This window comes from Stutzerimonas azotifigens (genome assembly GCF_013522725.1).
Lineage (GTDB): Bacteria > Pseudomonadota > Gammaproteobacteria > Pseudomonadales > Pseudomonadaceae > Stutzerimonas > Stutzerimonas azotifigens_A.
Genome location: NZ_JAAMRF010000008.1, coordinates 251,223 through 269,969 on the forward strand (window position 1 = coordinate 251,223; position 18,747 = coordinate 269,969).

At 66.7% G+C, this 18,747-nt stretch carries 10 protein-coding genes; 7 read left to right on the plus strand and 3 right to left on the minus strand.

The annotated features are described in order from the left end of the window. Position 1 precedes the first annotated feature (1 nt). Together G7026_RS16580 and G7026_RS16585 are read right to left on the minus strand one after the other, a co-directional pair. The gene (locus G7026_RS16580; RefSeq protein WP_181072017.1) at positions 2-445 is read right to left on the minus strand and encodes a tripartite tricarboxylate transporter TctB family protein; all 444 of its coding nucleotides are present in this window, start codon (positions 443-445) and stop codon (positions 2-4) included. Positions 446-535: 90 nt separating this feature from the next. Next, on the minus strand, positions 536-1,510 hold the full coding sequence (locus G7026_RS16585; protein ID WP_181072018.1) for a Bug family tripartite tricarboxylate transporter substrate binding protein: 975 nt from the start codon (positions 1,508-1,510) through the stop codon (positions 536-538). A 429-nt stretch (positions 1,511-1,939) separates the two neighbouring features. Between G7026_RS16585 and G7026_RS16590 the strand changes: the two genes are divergently transcribed. The 4 genes from G7026_RS16590 (at position 1,940) to G7026_RS16605 (ending at position 7,851) form a co-directional block, all read left to right on the plus strand. Next, positions 1,940-2,611: a response regulator gene (locus tag G7026_RS16590; protein ID WP_181072019.1), complete on the plus strand. Its 672-nt coding sequence runs from the start codon at positions 1,940-1,942 to the stop codon at positions 2,609-2,611. After that, entirely contained in the window at positions 2,604-3,998 is a 1,395-nt protein-coding gene (locus G7026_RS16595) for a sensor histidine kinase (RefSeq protein ID WP_181072020.1), read from the plus strand. Before G7026_RS16590 ends, G7026_RS16595 begins: the two co-directional genes overlap by 8 nt. A gap of 161 nt (positions 3,999-4,159) precedes the next feature. Further along, positions 4,160-5,125 carry a TAXI family TRAP transporter solute-binding subunit gene (locus G7026_RS16600; RefSeq protein ID WP_181072021.1) on the plus strand — a complete coding sequence of 322 codons (966 nt, stop codon included), beginning with the start codon at positions 4,160-4,162 and terminating at the stop codon, positions 5,123-5,125. 173 nt (positions 5,126-5,298) lie between these two features. Beyond that, positions 5,299-7,851 (plus strand): TRAP transporter permease, encoded by a 2,553-nt coding sequence (locus tag G7026_RS16605; RefSeq protein WP_181072022.1) that lies wholly within the window; start codon positions 5,299-5,301, stop codon positions 7,849-7,851. Here G7026_RS16605 and G7026_RS16610 read toward each other — a convergent pair. Continuing rightward, positions 7,799-9,511 (minus strand): Na/Pi cotransporter family protein, encoded by a 1,713-nt coding sequence (locus tag G7026_RS16610; RefSeq protein ID WP_181072023.1) that lies wholly within the window; start codon positions 9,509-9,511, stop codon positions 7,799-7,801. The genes G7026_RS16605 and G7026_RS16610 overlap by 53 nt on opposite strands. 215 nt (positions 9,512-9,726) lie before the next feature. Here G7026_RS16610 and recC point away from each other — a divergent pair, with 215 nt between their 5' ends. The 3 genes from recC to recD all read left to right on the plus strand — a co-directional run bounded on the left by recC (position 9,727) and on the right by recD (position 18,603). Then, entirely contained in the window at positions 9,727-12,996 is a 3,270-nt protein-coding gene (gene recC / locus G7026_RS16615; RefSeq protein WP_181072024.1) for an exodeoxyribonuclease V subunit gamma, read from the plus strand. Further along, positions 12,993-16,538 carry an exodeoxyribonuclease V subunit beta gene (gene recB / locus G7026_RS16620; RefSeq protein WP_181072025.1) on the plus strand — a complete coding sequence of 1,182 codons (3,546 nt, stop codon included), beginning with the start codon at positions 12,993-12,995 and terminating at the stop codon, positions 16,536-16,538. The genes recC and recB overlap by 4 nt, the downstream gene beginning before the upstream one ends. A gap of 220 nt (positions 16,539-16,758) precedes the next feature. Further along, entirely contained in the window at positions 16,759-18,603 is a 1,845-nt protein-coding gene (recD, locus tag G7026_RS16625) for an exodeoxyribonuclease V subunit alpha (RefSeq protein ID WP_258190313.1), read from the plus strand. The last annotated feature ends 144 nt before the right edge of the window (positions 18,604-18,747 follow it).

An 18,747-nucleotide genomic window follows, 5' to 3' on the forward strand; every position in this document is an offset into this window, starting at 1 on the left:
ATCAGCTCTCCAGGAAGCGCAGCACGCCGAGCGGCAGCGGCACGTCGAGTGCATAGTCGAACAAGGCGTAAAGCAGCACGCCGAGCAGTACGCCGCTCAGAGCGCAAGCCCAGAGTCGGCCGTTGAACAGCAGGCCGATGCAGAAGCCGGCCAGCGCGGTGCTGATGACGAAGCCCAGGGGCTCGAACAGCAGGGCGTAGGCGAGCAGCGCGGCGATGCAGAGGGCCACGCGGCTGGCCATCGTCCAGTCGAAGGCGGGCGTCGCCTCGCCTTTAGGCTTGACCAGCAGCCAGAGCGAGCCGCAGGCCATCAGGAGGATCAGTAGCAAGGGGTAGGCGCGCGGGCCCACCGGGTCGTAGGCGAAGGGCGCCTGGAATCCCCAGGCGATCAGCCCCAGGCCGACACAGGCCAACAGCCACAGCGCGGCGAAGACTCTTACGTACATGAAGGGGTACCTCGGAGGGCGGAACAAGGCCCTTCACCACGGGAAGGGCGCACGGTCGATGCTCCTCGCAGGCCGCGAGGGGCAGTCCGGTTATTTGACGAGGCCGAATTCGCCGGCCAGCGCCTTGTACTGCTCGACCTGCTGCTTGACGAACGCGTCGAGTTCTTCACCGGTCATCGAGAGCGGGAACAGGTCGCGCTGCTCGCGCAGGGTGGCGAAATCTTCATCGGCGAGCAGGGTGTCGAACTGGGTCTTCCACCAGTTGAAGTCCTCGTCGCTCACCTCAGGCCCCATGTAGAAGCCGCGGATCACCGGCCAGCTGATGTCGAAGCCCTGCTCCTTGGCGGTAGGAATGTCGGCGAGCTTGCCCGGCAGGCGCTCATCCGACAGGACGGCGAGAATGCGCACCTTGCCGGCGTCGAGTTGCGGTGTCACTTCACCCAACCCGCTGCTAGTCACCTGAACGTGGCCGCCGAGCATGGCGGTGAGGGTTTCGCCACCGCCTTCGAAGGCGACGTAGCGCAGCTTCTGCGGATCGACGCCGGCGGCGCGGGCGATCAGGGCGGTCTGCATCCAGTCCTGGCCGCCGATGGTGGCGCCTGCGCCGAAGACGACGCTGCCCGGGTCTTTCTTGACCGCCGCGATCAGGTCGTCGAGGTCCTGGTAGGGAGAGTCGGCGCGAACCGAGATGGCGCCATAGTCGGTGCCGACGGCCGCCAGCCAGCGCACGGCGGTTTCGTCGTAACGGCCGAATTTGCCCTGGGCCAGGTTCAGCAGCGAGCCGCTGGAGAATGCCACCACGGTGCCGGGCTCGCCGGCGCGCTGGGCGACCACCGAGTTGTAGGCGACCGCGCCGACGCCGCCGGGCATGTAGGTCACGCGCATCGGCGACTTAAGCAGACCGGCGTCTTTAAGACCGCTCTGGGCGAGCTTGCAGGTCAGGTCGAAACCGCCGCCGGGCTTGGCCGGAGCGATGCATTCGGGGCGCTTGGGTTCGGCCAGCAACTGACTGGAAAGCAGCAGGCACGAGCTGAGCAGGGCAAAACGGCTGAGAGCGGTTTTCATCTTGGATCTCCGGTGGAGTGTTGTTTTCGTTCAGCAAGCGGTGCGTTACGACGGCGCGGCACAGGGGCTGCGGTCGAGGCGCGAAGTACGGCGACACGAGGTCAACGCACGGGATAAGGGCGATTGCGCCTTGGCGCGGGGATTGGAGTGCGGGTGCAGGGCACCGGGCGGAGCGGTTCGCTCGACACCAGGGTGCGGGGAAGCAGGCGAATAAACCTTTCTGACGGCAGTCAGCATGGGTGTTTCTCCAGTCTTGTTTTTCTTTTAGCGGCAGCGGGGCTGCCGTGGCGGATGGATCGAGCCATCCGTTCCAGATCCTAGACAGTCAAGCTTTCGCCAAGCTTTCAGTTACAAATCTGCCCCTGCAGCGGACCGGCGGTAGCCCCTTGCAGTACACTTCGCTTCCCTTTCGCGCGGCCAGGAGGTTCCATGCGGATTCTGCTCGTCGAGGATCATCCCCAGCTGGCCGACAGCGTCTCCCAGGCGTTGCGCAGCGCCGGCTGGACGGTGGACCTGCTGCACGACGGTGTCGCCGCCGACCTTGCCCTGGCCAGCGAAGAGTATGCGCTGACCATCCTCGACGTCGGGCTGCCGCGGCTGGACGGATTCGAGGTGCTGGCGCGTCTGCGAGAGCGCGGCAAGACATTGCCGGTGCTGATGCTGACGGCCCGCAGCGAGGTGAAGGATCGCGTCCATGGCCTCAATCTCGGTGCCGACGATTACCTGGCCAAGCCTTTCGAACTGTCCGAGCTGGAAGCGCGGGTCAAGGCGCTGCTGCGTCGCAGTGTGCTGGGGGGCGAGCAGTTGCAGCGCTGCGGCGGCCTGGTCTACGACCTTGGCACCCGCCGTTTCAGCCTCGACGACGAGCCCATGAGCCTCACCTCGCGTGAGCAGTCGGTGCTCGAGGCGCTGATCGCCCGGCCCGGGAGGGTCATGAGTAAGGATCAACTGGCGGCCCAGGTCTTCGGTCTCGACCAGGAGGCCAGTCCCGACGCCATCGAGATCTACATCCATCGCCTGCGCAAGAAGCTCGAAGGCAGCCAGGTGCGGATCGTCACCTTCCGCGGTCTGGGCTATCTCCTGGAGCCGATGGATGGCTGATGTTGGCAGCCTTCGCTGGAGTCTGTTGCGACGGTTGTCCGTGTTGCTCGCGTTGTTGCTGCTAGTGAGTGGCTGGAGCGCCTACTGGAATGGCCGGGCTGCGGCCGATACCGCCTACGACCGCACGCTACTGGCTTCTGCCCGGGCCATCGCCGAGGGGTTGAGCACCCACAGCGGCCAGCTCAGTGCCAACGTACCCTACGTCGCGCTCGACACCTTCGCCTACGACATCGCAGGACGCATCTATTACCAGGTGCTCGATGGCCGAGGGCAGCTGGTTTCCGGTTATGACGACCTGCCTGCGGCTCCGGCCGGCACGCCGCGTACCGATGACTATCCGGCGCTTGCGTGGTTTTACGATGGCCAGTACCGCGGTCACGGCGTACGCGTGGTAAGTCTGCTGCAGCCGCTGAGCGAGCCTGAAATGCAGGGCATGGTCGAAATACGTGTCGCCGAAACCCAGGGCGCACGCGAAGCGATGGCGCGTAGCCTGTTGACCGATACCTTGTGGCGGCTTGGCCTGCTGGCAGTGGCCGCCCTTGTGCTCGTTTGGCTGGCCGTCGGCGCGGCGTTGCGCCCGCTGGGCAAGATCAGCGAGGCGGTGGAGGAACGCCAACCCGACGACCTGCGCCCGCTGCGCCTGGTCAGCGTGCAGCGCGAGCTCAAGCCTCTGGTGGTCGCGATCAACCATTTCACCGAGCGTCTGCGCGGCCAGTTCGAGCGCCAGGCCCAGTTCATCGCCGATGCGTCCCACGAACTGCGCACGCCGCTGGCCGCCCTCAAGGCCAGGATCGAACTGGGATTGCGCCAGCAGAATCCGACGGCCTGGCGCGAAACCCTGGAAGACGCGGAGCAAAACACCGACCGGCTGACGCACCTGGCCAACCAGTTGCTGTCGTTGGCGCGCATCGAAAGCGGCGCCCAGGCGGTTGCCGAGGGCGGGGCACAACGCCTCGACCTGAGTCAATTGGCCCGCGAGCTGGGGCTGGCGATGGCGGCGCTGGCGCACAAGCGCGGTGTTGCGCTTGCGCTGGAGGCCGAGCGCCCGGTGTGGGTGCTGGGCGAGCCGACACTGCTCAACGAGCTGCTCAGCAACCTGCTGGACAATGCCCTGGCACATACGCCGCCCGGCGGAAACGTGGTGTTGCGGGTGGTCGAACCCGGCATGCTCGAGGTCGAGGACGACGGTCCGGGGATTCCCGCGCAGGAACGTGACAAGGTCTTCGCGCGCTTCTACCGTCGCCATACCGAAGGCATGGGTGCCGGCCTCGGGCTGGCCATCGTCGGCGAGATCTGCCGCGCTCACCGGGCCGGAATCAGACTGGATCAGGGCGAGCTCGGCGGGCTGCGGGTGCGGGTCGAATTTCCCGACAGCGGCCCGGCCTAGCACTACCGCTCGCCGGAATTCGCAATGCTGCACGGCTGTGGTCTGCCGACCCACGGCTTTTCATTCGTGCAGCCGTCCCGGACCGGTTAAACTCCGCGTTCCGATCGAAACGGCCCAAAAGGTTCGGTCGGAATTAACAACAACTCAAAAGGAGATCTCCCATGAAAGGCAAATCCTTCGCATGGGTCCTGTCTGCAGCACTGGCGGGTACCACCCTGGCTGGCGTAGCACAGGCCGAGAGCAAATTCGTCACCATCGGCACCGGCGGTCAGACCGGCGTTTACTATGTGGCCGGCCAGTCGATCTGTCGCTTCGTCAACCGTAACGCCGAGAACATCAAGTGCAACGCCCCCGCCAGCGGCGGCGGCGTAGCCAACGTCAACGGTCTGCGCAGCGGCGAATTCAACTTCGGCATCATGCAGTCCGACCACCAGTACAAGGCGATGGAAGGTGTCGAGCCCTTCAAGAACGAAGGCAAGATGGAAGACATCCGTGCCGTGTTCTCCTTGCAGAGCGAAGTCTTCACCGTGCTGGCGCGCCGTGACGCCAACATCAAGAGTCTGGACGACCTCAAGGGCAAGCGCGTGAACATCGGCAACCCGGGTTCCGGTCAGCGCGACACCCTGGAAGAGATCATGCAGGTCAAGGGCTGGGACCGTTCGGTGTTCTCCCTGGCTTCCGAGCTCAAGCCGGCCGAGCAGGCCAGCGCCCTGGGCGACAACAACATCGACGCGATGACCTACTTCGTCGGTCATCCCAACGGGGCGATCCAGGAAGCGACCACTACCGTCGACGCGGTACTGGTTCCGATCACCGGGCCGGAAATCGACAAGCTGCTGTCCGAGAAGAGCTACTACACCAAGGCCGAGATTCCTGGCGGTCTGTACAAGGGCAACGACAGTGCCACTCAGTCGATCGGCGGCAAGGCCGTTCTGTCGACCACCGCCGGTACCGACGCTGAAACCGTCTACCAGCTGGTCAAGGCGGTGTTCGAGAACCTCGAGCGCTTCCAGCGCCTGCATCCTGCATTCGCAGACCTCAAGGCCGAGGACATGATCAAGGTGGGTCTGTCCGCGCCGCTGCACGAAGGTGCCGAGCGTTACTACAAGGAACGTGGCTGGCTGTAAGGATCTGAGCGGGCGTTCGCGCCTGCATCCGCTATCGTTGCCATAGCTGCTGTGGCGAGGGTAGCGGGGGCGCTCTCGTCCGCAACGCCCGATCTTGCTCCATTCGAAAACCCGCGTGTCGGCAGGCCGCGGGTTTTGCCTTGCTCCGATTAGCCGAATGCAGGTCCCATTCCATGCAAGACAAGCAACTGTCCACCGAGGAACTGATCGCCCAGGAAGTGGGTGCCCGCAGCCCCCTGGGTATGATGTCCAAGGTGATTGCCGGCCTGGCTCTGGCCTGGTCGCTGTTCCAGTTGTGGATCGCCTCGCCGCTGCCTTTCGTGCTCGGCTTTGGCGTATTCAACGACACCGAAACACGCTCCATCCATCTGGCCTTTGCCCTGCTGCTGGCGTTTCTCGCGTATCCGGCCAGTAAGCGTTCGCCGCGGAACTACGTCCCGCTGCAGGACATCGTCCTGGCGCTCGTCGCAGCCGGTAGCGCGGCGTATCTGTTCCTGTTCTACGCACAGCTGTCCCAGCGTCCGGGCAACCTGACCACGGCGGACCTGGTTGCCGCGTGCATCGGTATCCCGCTGCTGCTCGAAGCCACGCGTCGCGCGCTCGGCCCGGCCCTGGCGGTGATTGCCCTGCTGTTCCTCGTCTACAGTCTCGCCGGCCCCTACATGCCCGGCCTGATGGCGCATCGCGGCGTCAGCTTGACCGCGCTGGCCAACCACCAGTGGATCACCACCGAAGGCGTGTTCGGCATTGCCCTGGGGGTTTCCACCAGCTTCGTATTCCTGTTCGTGCTGTTCGGCGCGCTGCTCGAGCGCGCCGGCGCGGGCCATTACTTCATCCAGCTGGCGTTCAGCCTGCTCGGCCACCTGCGTGGCGGGCCGGCCAAAGCGGCGGTCGTAGCCTCGGGCATGACCGGGCTGATCTCCGGCTCCTCTATCGCCAACGTGGTGACCACCGGTACCTTCACCATCCCGATGATGAAGCGCACCGGGTTCTCGGCCGAGAAGGCCGGCGCGGTCGAGGTGGCTTCGTCGGTCAACGGCCAGATCATGCCGCCGGTGATGGGGGCGGCGGCCTTCCTGATGGTCGAATACGTCGGTATTCCCTACATCGAGGTGATCAAGCACGCCTTCCTGCCGGCTTTGATTTCCTACATCGCGCTGGTTTACATCGTCCATCTGGAATCGCTCAAGCTCGGTCTGCAGGCGCTACCTCGCCGCAATGTGGCCAAGCCCTGGATGCAGCGCCTGATCGGCTTCGCCTTCGGCGCGGCGCTGATCAGCGGCCTGTCCCTGGCGGTCTACTACGGGCTCGGCTGGCTCAAGCCGGTACTGGGCGATGCGGCGATCTGGGTCATTGGCGCGCTGCTCGCGGTCGTCTATATCGGCTTGTTGAAGATCGCGGCGAGCAACCCGCCGCTGCCGGCCGAAGATCCCAACGCGCCGCTCGAGCAATTGCCGGAGACCCGTCCGGTGCTGCTGTCCGGCCTGCATTTCCTGCTGCCTGTGGTGGTGCTGGTGTGGTGTCTGATGGTCGAGCGCCTGTCGCCCGGTCTTTCGGCGTTCTGGGGGAGCATGGTGCTGGTGGTGATCCTGCTCACCCAGCGTCCGCTGCTGAGCCTGCTGCGCACCGATGGCAGCCACGAGCACGGGAACTTCATGGATGGCGTGGTCGACCTGCGCGAGGGCTTGATCACCGGCGCGCGCAACATGATCGGCATCGGTATCGCCACCGCGGCGGCGGGGATCATCGTCGGCGCGGTGTCGCAGACGGGGGTCGGCCTGGTGCTGGCGGATCTGGTGGAAATGCTGTCGATGGGCAACCTGCTGCTGATGCTGCTGCTCACCGCCTTCCTCAGCCTGATTCTGGGCATGGGCCTGCCGACCACCGCCAACTACATCGTGGTGTCCAGCCTGCTGGCGCCCGTGGTGGTCGCGCTGGGCCAGCAGAACGGCCTGATCGTGCCGCTGATCGCCGTGCACCTGTTCGTCTTCTACTTCGGCATCATGGCTGACGTCACGCCCCCGGTGGGCCTGGCCTCGTTCGCCGCCGCCGCGGTGTCCAAGGGCGACCCGATCCGCACCGGTATCACGGCGTTCTACTACAGTCTGCGCACCGCGGCGCTGCCGTTCCTGTTCATCTTCAACACCGATCTGCTGCTGATCGACGTGGACTTCTGGCACGGCGTACTGATCTTCATCATCGCCACGATCGCGATGCTGATCTTCGCGGCCGGCACCCAGGGCTTCTTCCTGGTGCGCAGCCGCTGGTATGAAAGCGCTCTGCTGCTGCTGGTCGCGTTCTCGCTGTTCCGTCCTGCCTTCTGGATGGACATGATCCACGACCCCTACCTCGACGTGCCGCCGGCCGAGCTGGCGCAGGCGCTGGGGACGGTCGAGGAGGACAGCCAGCTGCGCCTTCGCGTACGAGGCGAGGATGCGGTGGGCGACATGCGCGAGTTCGTCCTGCTGCTACCGATTCCGGACGGCGAGACCGGCGAGGAGCGGCTGGACAAGCTCGGCCTGATGCTCATGGAGGAAGACGGCAAGGTGCTGGTCGACAACGTGACCTTCGGCAGCCCGGCCGCCCAGGCTGGCCTCGAGTTCGATCAGGAAATCCTCAGCGTGCGGGCACCTACCGACCGTTGGCCAAAGGAATGGATCTGGATTCCGTCGCTCATGCTGTTCGCCCTGGTGGTGATGATGCAGCGCCGCCGAGTGAAGGCCTGATCGGCGAGTCCTCACCTCGTGTATCCCGGCTGCGCGACGCTGCAGCCGGGTTACCGCTACCTTCCAGCGCGGCGTAGGCGGTGCTGCAGAACAACGAGTTCAGGCGCTTCATGTCCGCGATCAGCTCCAGGTGCGCCGAGCTCGTTTCGATGCTTTCCACCACGCGTTGATGCAGTCGTGCCACGTGCGCGTGGGCGAGCTCACGTTCGTTACGACGAAATTCGCGCTTGTGCTCGATCAGCTGACGGGCACCTTGCTCGTCTCCTGAAAGAAACACGCTCAGGCCCAGGCGCAGGTTGTCCAGCAGCAGACCATGCAGGCTGGTGAGCTCCTGCAGGCCGCTGTCGGAAAACGAATGACGTTTGGCGGTTTTCAGGTTGCGCACCTTGGTCAGCATGCGTTCGATGATGTCCCCGGCATGCTCGAGATTGATGCTCAATTCGATGATTTCAGCCCAGCGTCGACTCTCCTGCTCGGCCAGGTCCTCGCGGGGAATCTGCGCCAGGTAGAGCTTGACCCCGCAGTAGAGCGCGTCGACATCGTCGTCCAGGCGCCGGATCTCCGCGGCCGCTTCGCTGTCTTCCTCGTGCAGTACGTCGCGCAGGCGCAGCAGCATGGCTTCGATCAGGTCGCCGATGCGAAGGGTCTCGCGCACGGCATTGGCCAGGGCCAGGCTCGGCGTTTCCAGGGCGGCGGGGTCGAGGTGTCGCGGTTTGGCCACACCGCTGTGCTCGGCTCGATCGGGTAACAATTGTTCGCAGAGCGCCGCCATGGGCCTGACAGTGGGTAGCAGCAGGATGCAGCGCGCGCAGTTGTAGACCAGATGGAAGCCGATCACCTGAGCCTGCGGGCTGAAGTCGAGCATGTTCATCCATGCCACGAGCGGTGCGATGAAGGGCACCACCAGCAGCATTCCGATGAGCTTGTAGATCAGATTGCCGAGCGCTACCCGGCGGCCGGCCGGCGATTGCACGCTGGCGTTGAGCCAGGCGAGCACGCCGCTGCCGATATTGGCGCCCACCACCACGCCAATCGCCACCGGCAGGCCAATGAGGCCGGCGCCTGCCAGCGTTGCGGTCAGCAGTACCGCGGCAAGGCTCGAGTACGACAGCAGGGCGAACACGGCGCCGACCACTACGGCCAGCAGGGTGTCCCCCGCCAGCGATGAGAACAGCACCTGCATGCCACGTGCCTCGGTGATCGGCTCGGCTGCCGCCACGATCAGTTCCAGTGCCAGCATGATCAGGCCGAGCCCCAGCAGCACGCGTCCGAGCTGGCCGCTGCGCGTCTGTTTGCGTGAGAGGAAGAGCGTCACGCCGATCAGTGTCAGCAGGGGCGACAGCCAGCTCAGGTCGAGGGTCAGTACGCGGGCCATCAACGCTGTGCCGACGTCCGCACCGAGCATGATCGCCAGCGCAGTGGGCAACGTCATCAGTCCCTGGGACACGAACGAGGTGGCCAGCAGCGCCGTGGCGTTGCTGCTCTGAACCAAGGCCGTGACCCCGATCCCTGCGGTGAAGGCGATCGGTGCGTTCGCCATGCTATGGCCGAGCAGGCGGCGCAGGTGCGAGCCATACACCCGCATGATGCCGGTGCGCACGATGTGCGTACCCCAGACCAGCAGGGCGATAGCGGAAAGAAGGTTAAGCAGGGTGAACATACGACGGATCTCGCTGGCCTCCGGCAAGCCGGAAGCCGATGACGGAATATTTCAGAAACATGAAGGGTGGACTCGTCCCCCTCCGCGCGGTTCATCTTCCTCGACCGCCGGGCGGCGGCGGGCGCCAACCGATACGACACACTCTGTCGCGGGGCCGTGTCAGGCTGGCGCGAACTGTTAACCTGTAGCCACCTGTTTTCGAGCCTGCCTGCCCCATGCTGACCCTGTACCACGCTCCCGATCTGGAAACCCTCGGCGAACTGGCGACGACATTGCTCGCCCAGCCCTTGAGCGACCCGTTCGCACCGGCGCTGGTGGTGGTGCCGAGCCAGGGCATGGGGCGCTGGCTGACCCTGGAGCTGGCGCGCAAGCAGGGCATCGCCATGCAGCTGGAGATGCAACTGCCGGCCAAGTTCGTCTGGGACCTGAGTCGCGCGGTACTGGGCAGCCTGCCGGAGCAGTCGGCGTTTTCCCCCGCAACCCTGACCTGGCGTCTGTATGGCTGGCTATGCGAGCCGGACAATCTTGAGCTGGCGCCGCGCCTGGCACAGTACCTCGATGGCGGCGACGAGCGCAGGCGGCTGTCGCTGGCGGCGAAAATCGCTGACGTCTTCGACCAGTACCTGCTCTATCGCGATGATTGGCTGGCCGCCTGGGAGCGCGGCGAGGCACTCGACCTCGGCCCCGACGAAGCCTGGCAAGCGCAGCTCTGGCGCGAGCTGACCAAGGATGGCCATCCTCACCGCGCACGCCTGCTCGACGACCTGCTGCAGCGCCTCTACAGCGATGAACCCTTGTCCGGCCTGCCCGAGCGGCTGCTGGTGTTCGGTATCAGCAGCCTGCCGCCACATCACCTGCGTGTGCTTGATGGACTGTCACGGCATATCGATGTGGTCGTCTGTGCGCTCAACCCCAGTCGCGAAGCCTGGGGCGAAATTCGCGATATCCGCGAACTGGCCAAACAGCCAGAAAGCGGTGTAGACGATTGGTACCTGGACGTCGGCCATCCGTTGTTGGCCAGCCTCGGCAAGCAGGGCCGGGACTTCTTCGATTCGCTGTTCAGCCTCGCGGCGAGCGAAGGCAGCCAGGAGGTCGGCCTGTATTCCGAGGACGAAGACCTGCGCGACGATAGCCTGCTGCACGCGCTGCAGAACGACATCCTGCGCCTGCGCACCCGTCTGCCCGACGAGCGCATCACCCTCGCCGAGAGGGACCGCTCGCTGGAAGTCCACATCGCCCATTCGCCGCTGCGCGAAGTGGAAATCCTCCACGACCAGCTGTTGGCGCGCTTTGCCGCCGATCCGGCGCTGAGCCCGGACAAGGTAGTGGTGCTGACCCCGGACATCGAGCGCTACGCCCCCTTCATCGAAGCGGTCTTCGCGCCACGCGAGGGCAGCCCCAGGATTCCCTACAGCCTCGCCGATCGCAGCCTGCGTGCCGAGGTGCCGCTGATCGAGGCCTTCCTCGAATTGCTGATGCTGGCGCAGAGCCGCTTCGCCGCCGAGGAAATACTCGCCTGGCTGGAGCAGCCGGCGATCGCCCGTCGCGCCGGAATCGAAAGCGAAGACCTGACGCTGCTGCGCGACTGGCTGCGCGAGGCCGGCGTCCGTTGGGGACGCGACGGCAGTCAACGTGTACGCCTGGGCCTGCCGGACGAGTCGGCCTTTACCTGGCGCCAGGGCCTGGACCGGCTGATGCTGGGCTTTGCCGCGCCGCCGCAGCTGGCCGGCGAGGGTGCGCCGCTGCTCGGCGACCACTGGCCACTGGACGCGCTGGAAGGCGCGCGCGGGCAGCTGCTGGGGCGGCTGGTGGAATTCGTCGAACGCCTTGGCAAGCTTGCGGATCAGCTGGCCCGACCCCGGCCGCTGGCCGAGTGGGCGGACGACCTGCAAGTACTCATCGACACCCTGTTCGACGAGCGCGAGGCCAGCGACACCCTACTCCTGTTGTCTCAGGCCTGCGCCTCGCTGCGCGACCAGGCGCAGGCCGCAGGTCTCGATCGGCCCATCGAACTGGAGCTGGTGCATCAGCAGCTCAGTACCGCGTTGCAGCAGGGCGGTGGCGCTTCGGGCTTTCTCACCGGCGCGGTGACCTTCTGCACCATGGTGCCGATGCGCAGCCTGCCGTTCCGTGTGGTCTGCCTGCTCGGCCTGGACGATGGCGCCTTCCCACGGCGCACGCCGCCGTCGGGGTTCGACCTGATCGGCCGTCACCCACGTCGCGGCGACCGTGCGCGACGGCTCGACGACCGCTACCTGCTGCTGGAAACGCTGCTCTCGGCACGCGAAGCGCTGTACCTGTCCTACGTCGGCCGCGACCCGCGGGACAACGCCGTGCTGCCGCCATCGGTACTGCTCAGCGAAGTGCTCGAGGCGGTCGACATGACTGCCGTGCTGGCCGATAGCTCAAGCTCGGTCAGCCAGAAGATTCTGATCGCCCACCCCCTGCAACCGTTCTCTCCGCGCAACTTCGGTGGCGCGACCTGTGCCGGCTTTTCGGTGCCCTGGTTCCGCGCGGCCCAGCGCCTGGCCGAGCCGCCACAGACGGCAGTACAACCGTTCGCCAGCGTGCTCGCCGAACCCGACGACGCCTGGTTGACCATCGAACCGTCGCAGCTCTTGCAGTGCTTTCGCCATCCGGCGCGATTCCTGCTCGAACAGCGCCTCGGGTTGCGCCTGGCCGATGCCCAGGAATCGCTTGCCAGCGATGAGCCGTTCGACCTGGAAATGCCCGCCTGGAACGGCCTGCGGCGATTGTCGCTGCAAGCGCTGGAGCATGGCTGGAGCGACGAGGAGGAGCGCCGCATGGCCTGTGCGGCGGGCTGGCTGCCCACCGGCGAACTGGGGCAGGCGCTGTGGGGCAAGCTGCGCGGACCGGTGCGCGCCTTCGCGCCGCGGCTGTTCGAGCTGCGCCCTGATGCAGTGCCCGAGCCGCTGCCGGTGGACATCACCCTGGCGGGCGTGCGGGTCCACGGCTGGCTTGACGGTGTCACCCCGGGCGGGCTGTTCGGCTGGAAGCTCGGGCGTCTCGGCGAATGGGACCTGCCGCCGTTCTGGCTGCGCCATCTATTGCTCAACCTGTCCGCCACACCGGGCATCGAGCGCAACAGCCTGATGCTCTCGCCGGCCGGTGACTGGCAGCTGGGGCCGCTGGCGAACGCAGCGCAGCTGCTGGAACCCTGGCTCGCCGCCTACCGCAACGCGATCCGTGAACCGCTGCCGCTGTTGCCGCGCAGCAGCCATGCCTTCGCCAGGGGCTACCGCAAGCCGAGTCGCGGGAGCGAACCGCTCGATTGCGCCCGCAAGCGCGCTCGGGAAGCCTGGCTGGGTGCCGAGTTCAGCCCCGTCGCCGCCGAGTCCGAAGACCCGTGGAATGCTCTGGCGTTTCGCGATCGCGACCCGCTCGACGAGCGTTTCGAAACCCTGGCCGAACAGCTTATCGGCCCGGCGCTGGATGCCTTGGCCGACGAGGAGCAAGAAGAATGAAACTCGATCTGCTCGATTCGCCCTTCGATGGCCGCTCGCTGATCGAGGCCAGCGCCGGCACCGGCAAGACCTGGACCCTCACCGCGCTCTACGCTCGCCTGCTGCTGGAACGACAGCTGTCGGTGGGGCAGATTCTCGTCGTCACCTATACCACCGCCGCGACCGCCGAACTGCGCGAGCGCATCCGTGCGCGGCTGGCTGATCTGCTGGCGGTCTACGAAGGCGCGCCGAGCGGCGACGATTTCCTCAACCGCCTCCATGCGCGCTACCCGGACGAAGCCTCGCGCCGTCGCCTGCTGCTGGCGGTGCATGGCTTCGACGAGGCGGCGATCTTCACCATTCACGGCTTCTGCCAGCGCGCCTTGCAGGATGCAGCCTTCGAGGCCGGCGGCGATTTCGACAGCGAGCTGACCGCCGACGACCGCGAGGTCATCGACGCGCTGCTCGTCGATGCCTGGCGCAGTGAACTGGCCGACGCCGATCCGGCCTGGGCGCGTTTTCTCGCCAAGAGTCGGATCACGCCGCTGTGGTTGCGCCAGCGGCTGCGCAGCCATTTGGGCAAACCCTATTTGCGTGTGGAGCCCCAAGGCGCACCGGTGGCGGCCGACCTGCGGCCGGTCGAGGCGGCCTGGCAGCGGGCCGCGGCGCTCTGGCAGGAGACCGGTGTTGCCTGGGTTGGCGAGCTGTCGTCCCACGGCGGGCTCAGCCAGAGCACCCACAAGCGAATCAAGTTCGAGCCTTGGGGAAGCGAACTGGACGCCTATTTCGCCGACCCGGCGGTGATGTTCGATCTGCCCGAGGGCGCCGCCAAGTTCGGCGTGCGAGCCTTGAGCAAGGCCTGCAAGAAAGGCTTCGATGCGCCTGTCTGCGAGCTGGCCCATGCCCTCGATGAACTGGCCGACCGGGTGGCCGAGGCACTACCGGCAGGCAAGCAGCGGCTCATCGCCCTGCAGGTGGCGCTGCTGGAGCGGCTCAACCGCGAGTTGCCGGAGCGCAAGGCGGCGCAGCGGCTTCTGGCCTTCGACGACCTGCTCAATCGTCTGGACCAGGCGCTGCAGGGACCGGTCGGTGAGGACCTGGCCGCCTCGCTGCGCGCGACCTATCCGCTGGCGCTGATCGACGAGTTCCAGGATACCGACCCGATCCAGTACGCCATCTTCAACCGCATCTACGCCAAGGGCAGCGAAGCCTCGCTGTGCTTCGTCGGCGATCCCAAGCAGGCGATCTACGCTTTCCGCGGCGCGGACCTGGCGACCTACATCACGGCCCGCGACCAGGCCGATCGGCCCTATAACCTGCCGACCAACTACCGCTCCACGCCCGCCTTGATCGCTGCGCTGAACCAGCTGTTCACTCATCCACAGCCCTTTGCCCAAAACGATCTGCAGTACCCGCCGGTGGGCGCCGCCGAGAAGCCGCGCGCCAGCCTGCGCCTGGTGGAAGAGGGCGAAGCCGCGCCGCTGTCGCTGGTCTGGCTGGGCGACGATCCGCTGGGCAAGGGCGAAGCTTCGCAGCTGGCCGCCAGCGACACCGCACGGCGCATCGCCCTGCAATTGGCAGGCGCCGCCGAGGGCCGTGCGGGCTTCGACGAGGACGGCCAGTTCACACCGCTCAAGGGTGGCGACATCGCCGTGCTGGTGGCCAACCACCGGCAGGCCGGGATGATCGCCGATGAGCTGGCCGCGCGCGGCGTACCCAGCGTACGGCGTGGGCGCGACAGCGTCTGGCGCAGCGAGGAGGCCGCCGAGCTCGCCGCGGTGCTCGCCGCTTATGCCGAGCCGGGACGCGAAGGGCTGCTGCGCTATGCGTTGGCCACCCGCCTGCTGGGTCGGACCGCCGCCGATCTGGCCCGCTGCCAGGACGACCAGCAGCAGTGGGATGCCGAGCGCGAAGCCGCCGAGCGTTATCACCAGCTCTGGCAGCAGCAGGGTTTCATGCGGGTGTTCCGTGCCTGGCTCGACGATCAGGCCGTCGCCGAGCGGCTGCTGGCGCGGGTCGATGGCGAGCGCCGACTCACCAACCTGTTGCACCTGGGCGAGCTGCTACAGGCCGAAAGCCTGCTGCGTCCGGGACTCGAGCCATTGCTCGCCTGGTTCAATGCCCAGCGCAGCAGTGAAGGCGCTGGCGAGGAAGCCCTGCTGCGCCTGGAAAGCGATGCCGAGCGGGTGCAGATCGTCACCATTCACACCAGCAAGGGCCTCGAATACCCGCTGGTGTTCTGTCCTTTCCTGTGGGACGGCAAGCTGCTCGGCAAGAATCGCGACAGCGCCCGCTGCCACGATGCCAACGGTCAGCCGTTGCTGGACCTGGGCAGTGACGCGCTGGAGGACAACCTCGAGCGTGCGCGTCAGGAGGTGTTCGCCGAACAGCTGCGCCTGGCCTACGTCGCCCTGACCCGCGCCCGTGACCGCCTCTGGCTGCATTGGGGGCCGGTGAACCTGTGCAAGCCGAAGAAGGATGGCAGTCTGGCGGAAGAAGGCCTGCACAGCAGTGCCCTGGCCTGGCTGCTGCACGGCCGCGAGCTCGAAGGCGCTAAACCGCTGACCGAGCTGGGCAACCATCTGGCCGACCTCAACGGCGGTAGCCTGCGCCTGGCCATCGAGCGGCTGGTCCAGCAGAGCGACGGGCACATGGCCTGTCTGGCACTCGAACAGCGCGAAGCCAGCGCGCAGGGGCCGGGCCGCGCCGCGCCGCCAGAGCAGCTGTCGCAGCTCAATCGCAGCCTGCACAGCGCCTGGCGTATCGGCAGTTTCTCCGGCCTGGCCGCCGGGATGCACATGGAGGCGCCGGACCGCGACGCCCTGGCGATTCCCGATGCCGGCGAGCCGGGCAGCGGTTTCTTCGCCTTCCCTCGCGGCGCGCGGGCCGGTACCTGCCTGCACGCGATTCTCGAAGACTGGGCGCGCGGCAAGGGTGATTTGGACGAGCTGGTCGAGCCGTCGTTGCAGGCGTACGGCTTGCCGCTGGAGTGGAAGGACATCGCCACGGCGCACCTCCAGCGAGTACTGGAGACCGATCTGGATAGCAAGGGCCTCACACTCGCTGCGCTGCAATCGGCCAGACGCCTGCCCGAGCTGGGCTTTACCTTCCCGGTCCGGGAACTCGACGTGGTACGGCTGCGCGCCTTGCTGACCGATCCGGCCAACGGCCTGGCCGCACCCCTGCGCGAAGCGGCGGCGCGGCTGGAGTTCGACAGTCTCAAGGGATTCCTCAAAGGCTTCATCGACCTGACGTTCGAGCATGACGGCCGCTGGTACATTGCCGATTACAAATCCAACTGGCTCGGACCGGACGCCGGCTACTACGGGGGCGAGCGGCTGCTGCAAGCCTTGGCGGGCGAGCATTACTACCTGCAGTACCTGATCTATCTGGTGGCGCTGCGCCGCTTCCTGCGCCAGCGGCTGGTCGATTTCCGCGACGAGCAGCTTGGCGGGGCCTTCTACCTGTTCCTGCGTGGCATGCCCGAGGCCGGCGTCTACTTCGCCCGCCCGGATGATGCGCTGCTCAATGCGCTGGATCGACTGTTCGAGGAGGGGCGGTGATGCGCTCTATCCGCGGTCAAGACCGCTCCCACGGCAAGCGGTGCTGCGGCCAAGCAGGGTCGGCAGCGGCCCACCTCTGTGGCTGTTCGGGGAGGACGGTGATGCGGTGCAGTTGTGTTCGGGATCGATCCCTCGGGACGCGGTCGTGCCGTTGTGGGAGCGGTCTTGACCGCGAATCGGCCTTGCGGACACGCCTGGCCTTTGCCTTCAGGAGCGCCCGATGACTTTCGCCGACTTGCCTTTCGGTCCGCTGGAGCGCGCCTTTCTCGCCAGCCTGCAACGCCTCGAGCCAGAGGCGCCTGAGACGGTGCTGCTCGCCGCCGCGCTCTGCTGCGAAGCCCTGTCCTCGGGCGATGTCTGCCTGCCGCTCACACGCCTGGCCGGCAAACGTCCCTGGCCCGAGGTCGATTTCAGCCTGCCGCCGCTCGCGGCCTGGCGAACGCAGCTCGAGGCCTCGCCCCTGGTTGGGGCGCCGGGTGACTATGCACCGCTGACCCTGGTCGGGGACCGCCTTTACCTCGCCCGTTACCAGGCCTACGAACAGCATCTGGCCGAGCAGTTGCTCGCCCGCGCGGCCGATGCTCCGCAGGTAGACGAGCAACTGCTCAGCGATAGCCTGGCGCGGCTGTTCGCCTTCAATCAGCAGAGCCCCGACTGGCAGCGCCTGGCCGCGGCGCAGGCGGTGCGTCGGCGGCTGGCGGTGATTTCCGGCGGCCCCGGGACCGGTAAGACCACCACCGTGGTACGGCTACTGGCGGCACTGCTGGAGCAGCCCGGCGGCGAGCGGCTGGCCATTGGTCTCGCGGCACCCACCGGCAAGGCCGCAGCGCGCATGGCCGAGGCGATCCGCAATGCCAAGGCCGATCTGCCGGTCAGCGATGCGGTAAAGGATGCTCTGCCCGACGAGGCGCGCACTCTGCACCGCCTGCTCGGCAGTCGCGGCGACAGTCCGAAGGTGCGTCACGACGCGGCCAACCCGCTGGCGCTGGACGTGCTGGTGGTGGACGAGGCGTCGATGGTCGACCTGGCGCTGATGGCCAAGCTGGTCGCCGCGCTGCCGCCCAAGGCGCGGCTGATCCTGCTGGGCGACAAGGACCAGCTGGCGGCGGTGGAAGCCGGCGCGGTATTCGCCGAACTCTGTGAAGGTCGCGGCTTCGATGCCCCGGCGGCGAGTGATCTGGAGCGCATCACCGGTCAGCCCGTACCCGCGGAGACACCGCGTTCGCGGCTCGGCGATGCGGTGGTATTGCTGACCCACAGCCATCGTTTCGCCGGTGACAGCGGCATCGGTGAGCTGGCGCGGCGGATCAATGGCGGCGATCCCAAGGGCACCGCCTCGCTGCTGCAGGAAGGCCGGGCCGATCTGGCGTGGAACGCGACACCCAGCCCCGGCGCGCTGATCGAGCGGTTGGAGCAGGGCTACGCCGCCTATCTGCACGCTGCAAGACAAGCAGACCCGCAAGCGGCCTTCGAGGCCTTCAACGGTTTCCGCGCACTGACCGCTCAACGCGAGGGCGCCTTTGGCGTGACCGGCATCAACGAGGCGCTGGAAGCACGCTTCAAGCGACGCCTGGGCGTGCCGGCACGCGAGCGCTGGTACTCCGGGCGAGCGGTGATGATTCGGCAGAACGATTACGCGCTGGGCCTGTTCAACGGCGATATTGGCCTGTGCCTGAAAACCGAGCACGGCCTGCGGGTGTTCTTCGAGGGCGATGAGGGCTATCGCGGCTTCGCCCCGGCGCGACTGCCGAGCCACGACAGCGCCTTTGCCATGACCGTGCACAAGAGCCAGGGCTCGGAGTTCGCCGAAGTCCTGCTGGCGCTGCCGGAACAGCCCAGTCCGCTGCTGACGCGTTCGCTGTTCTATACCGGCATCACCCGGGCCAAGCGAAAGGTCGAGCTCTGGGCACTGCCGGCGCGCCTTGCCGAAGCGGTGGCCACCCGCGCCGAGCGTGCTGCGGGGCTAGCCGAACGATTGGCCCTGGACGAGCTACCTGTCGCGCGCGCGACACCGGAACGTGCTGGCGGGCCGCCACAACCGGCGGATCAGCTGAGTCTGTTCTGATCGGCGAAGCCAAGCTCGCGCTCTTCGTGAAGTTTTGCGCCCAGTAATCGCCAGCTGCTGTTCGGATTCTTGCCTGATCGCGCTGAAGGCCGCTCGCACGCCTTACGAGTCGAGCTTCGCCGGCAACAGCCGGCCCCTGCCGGG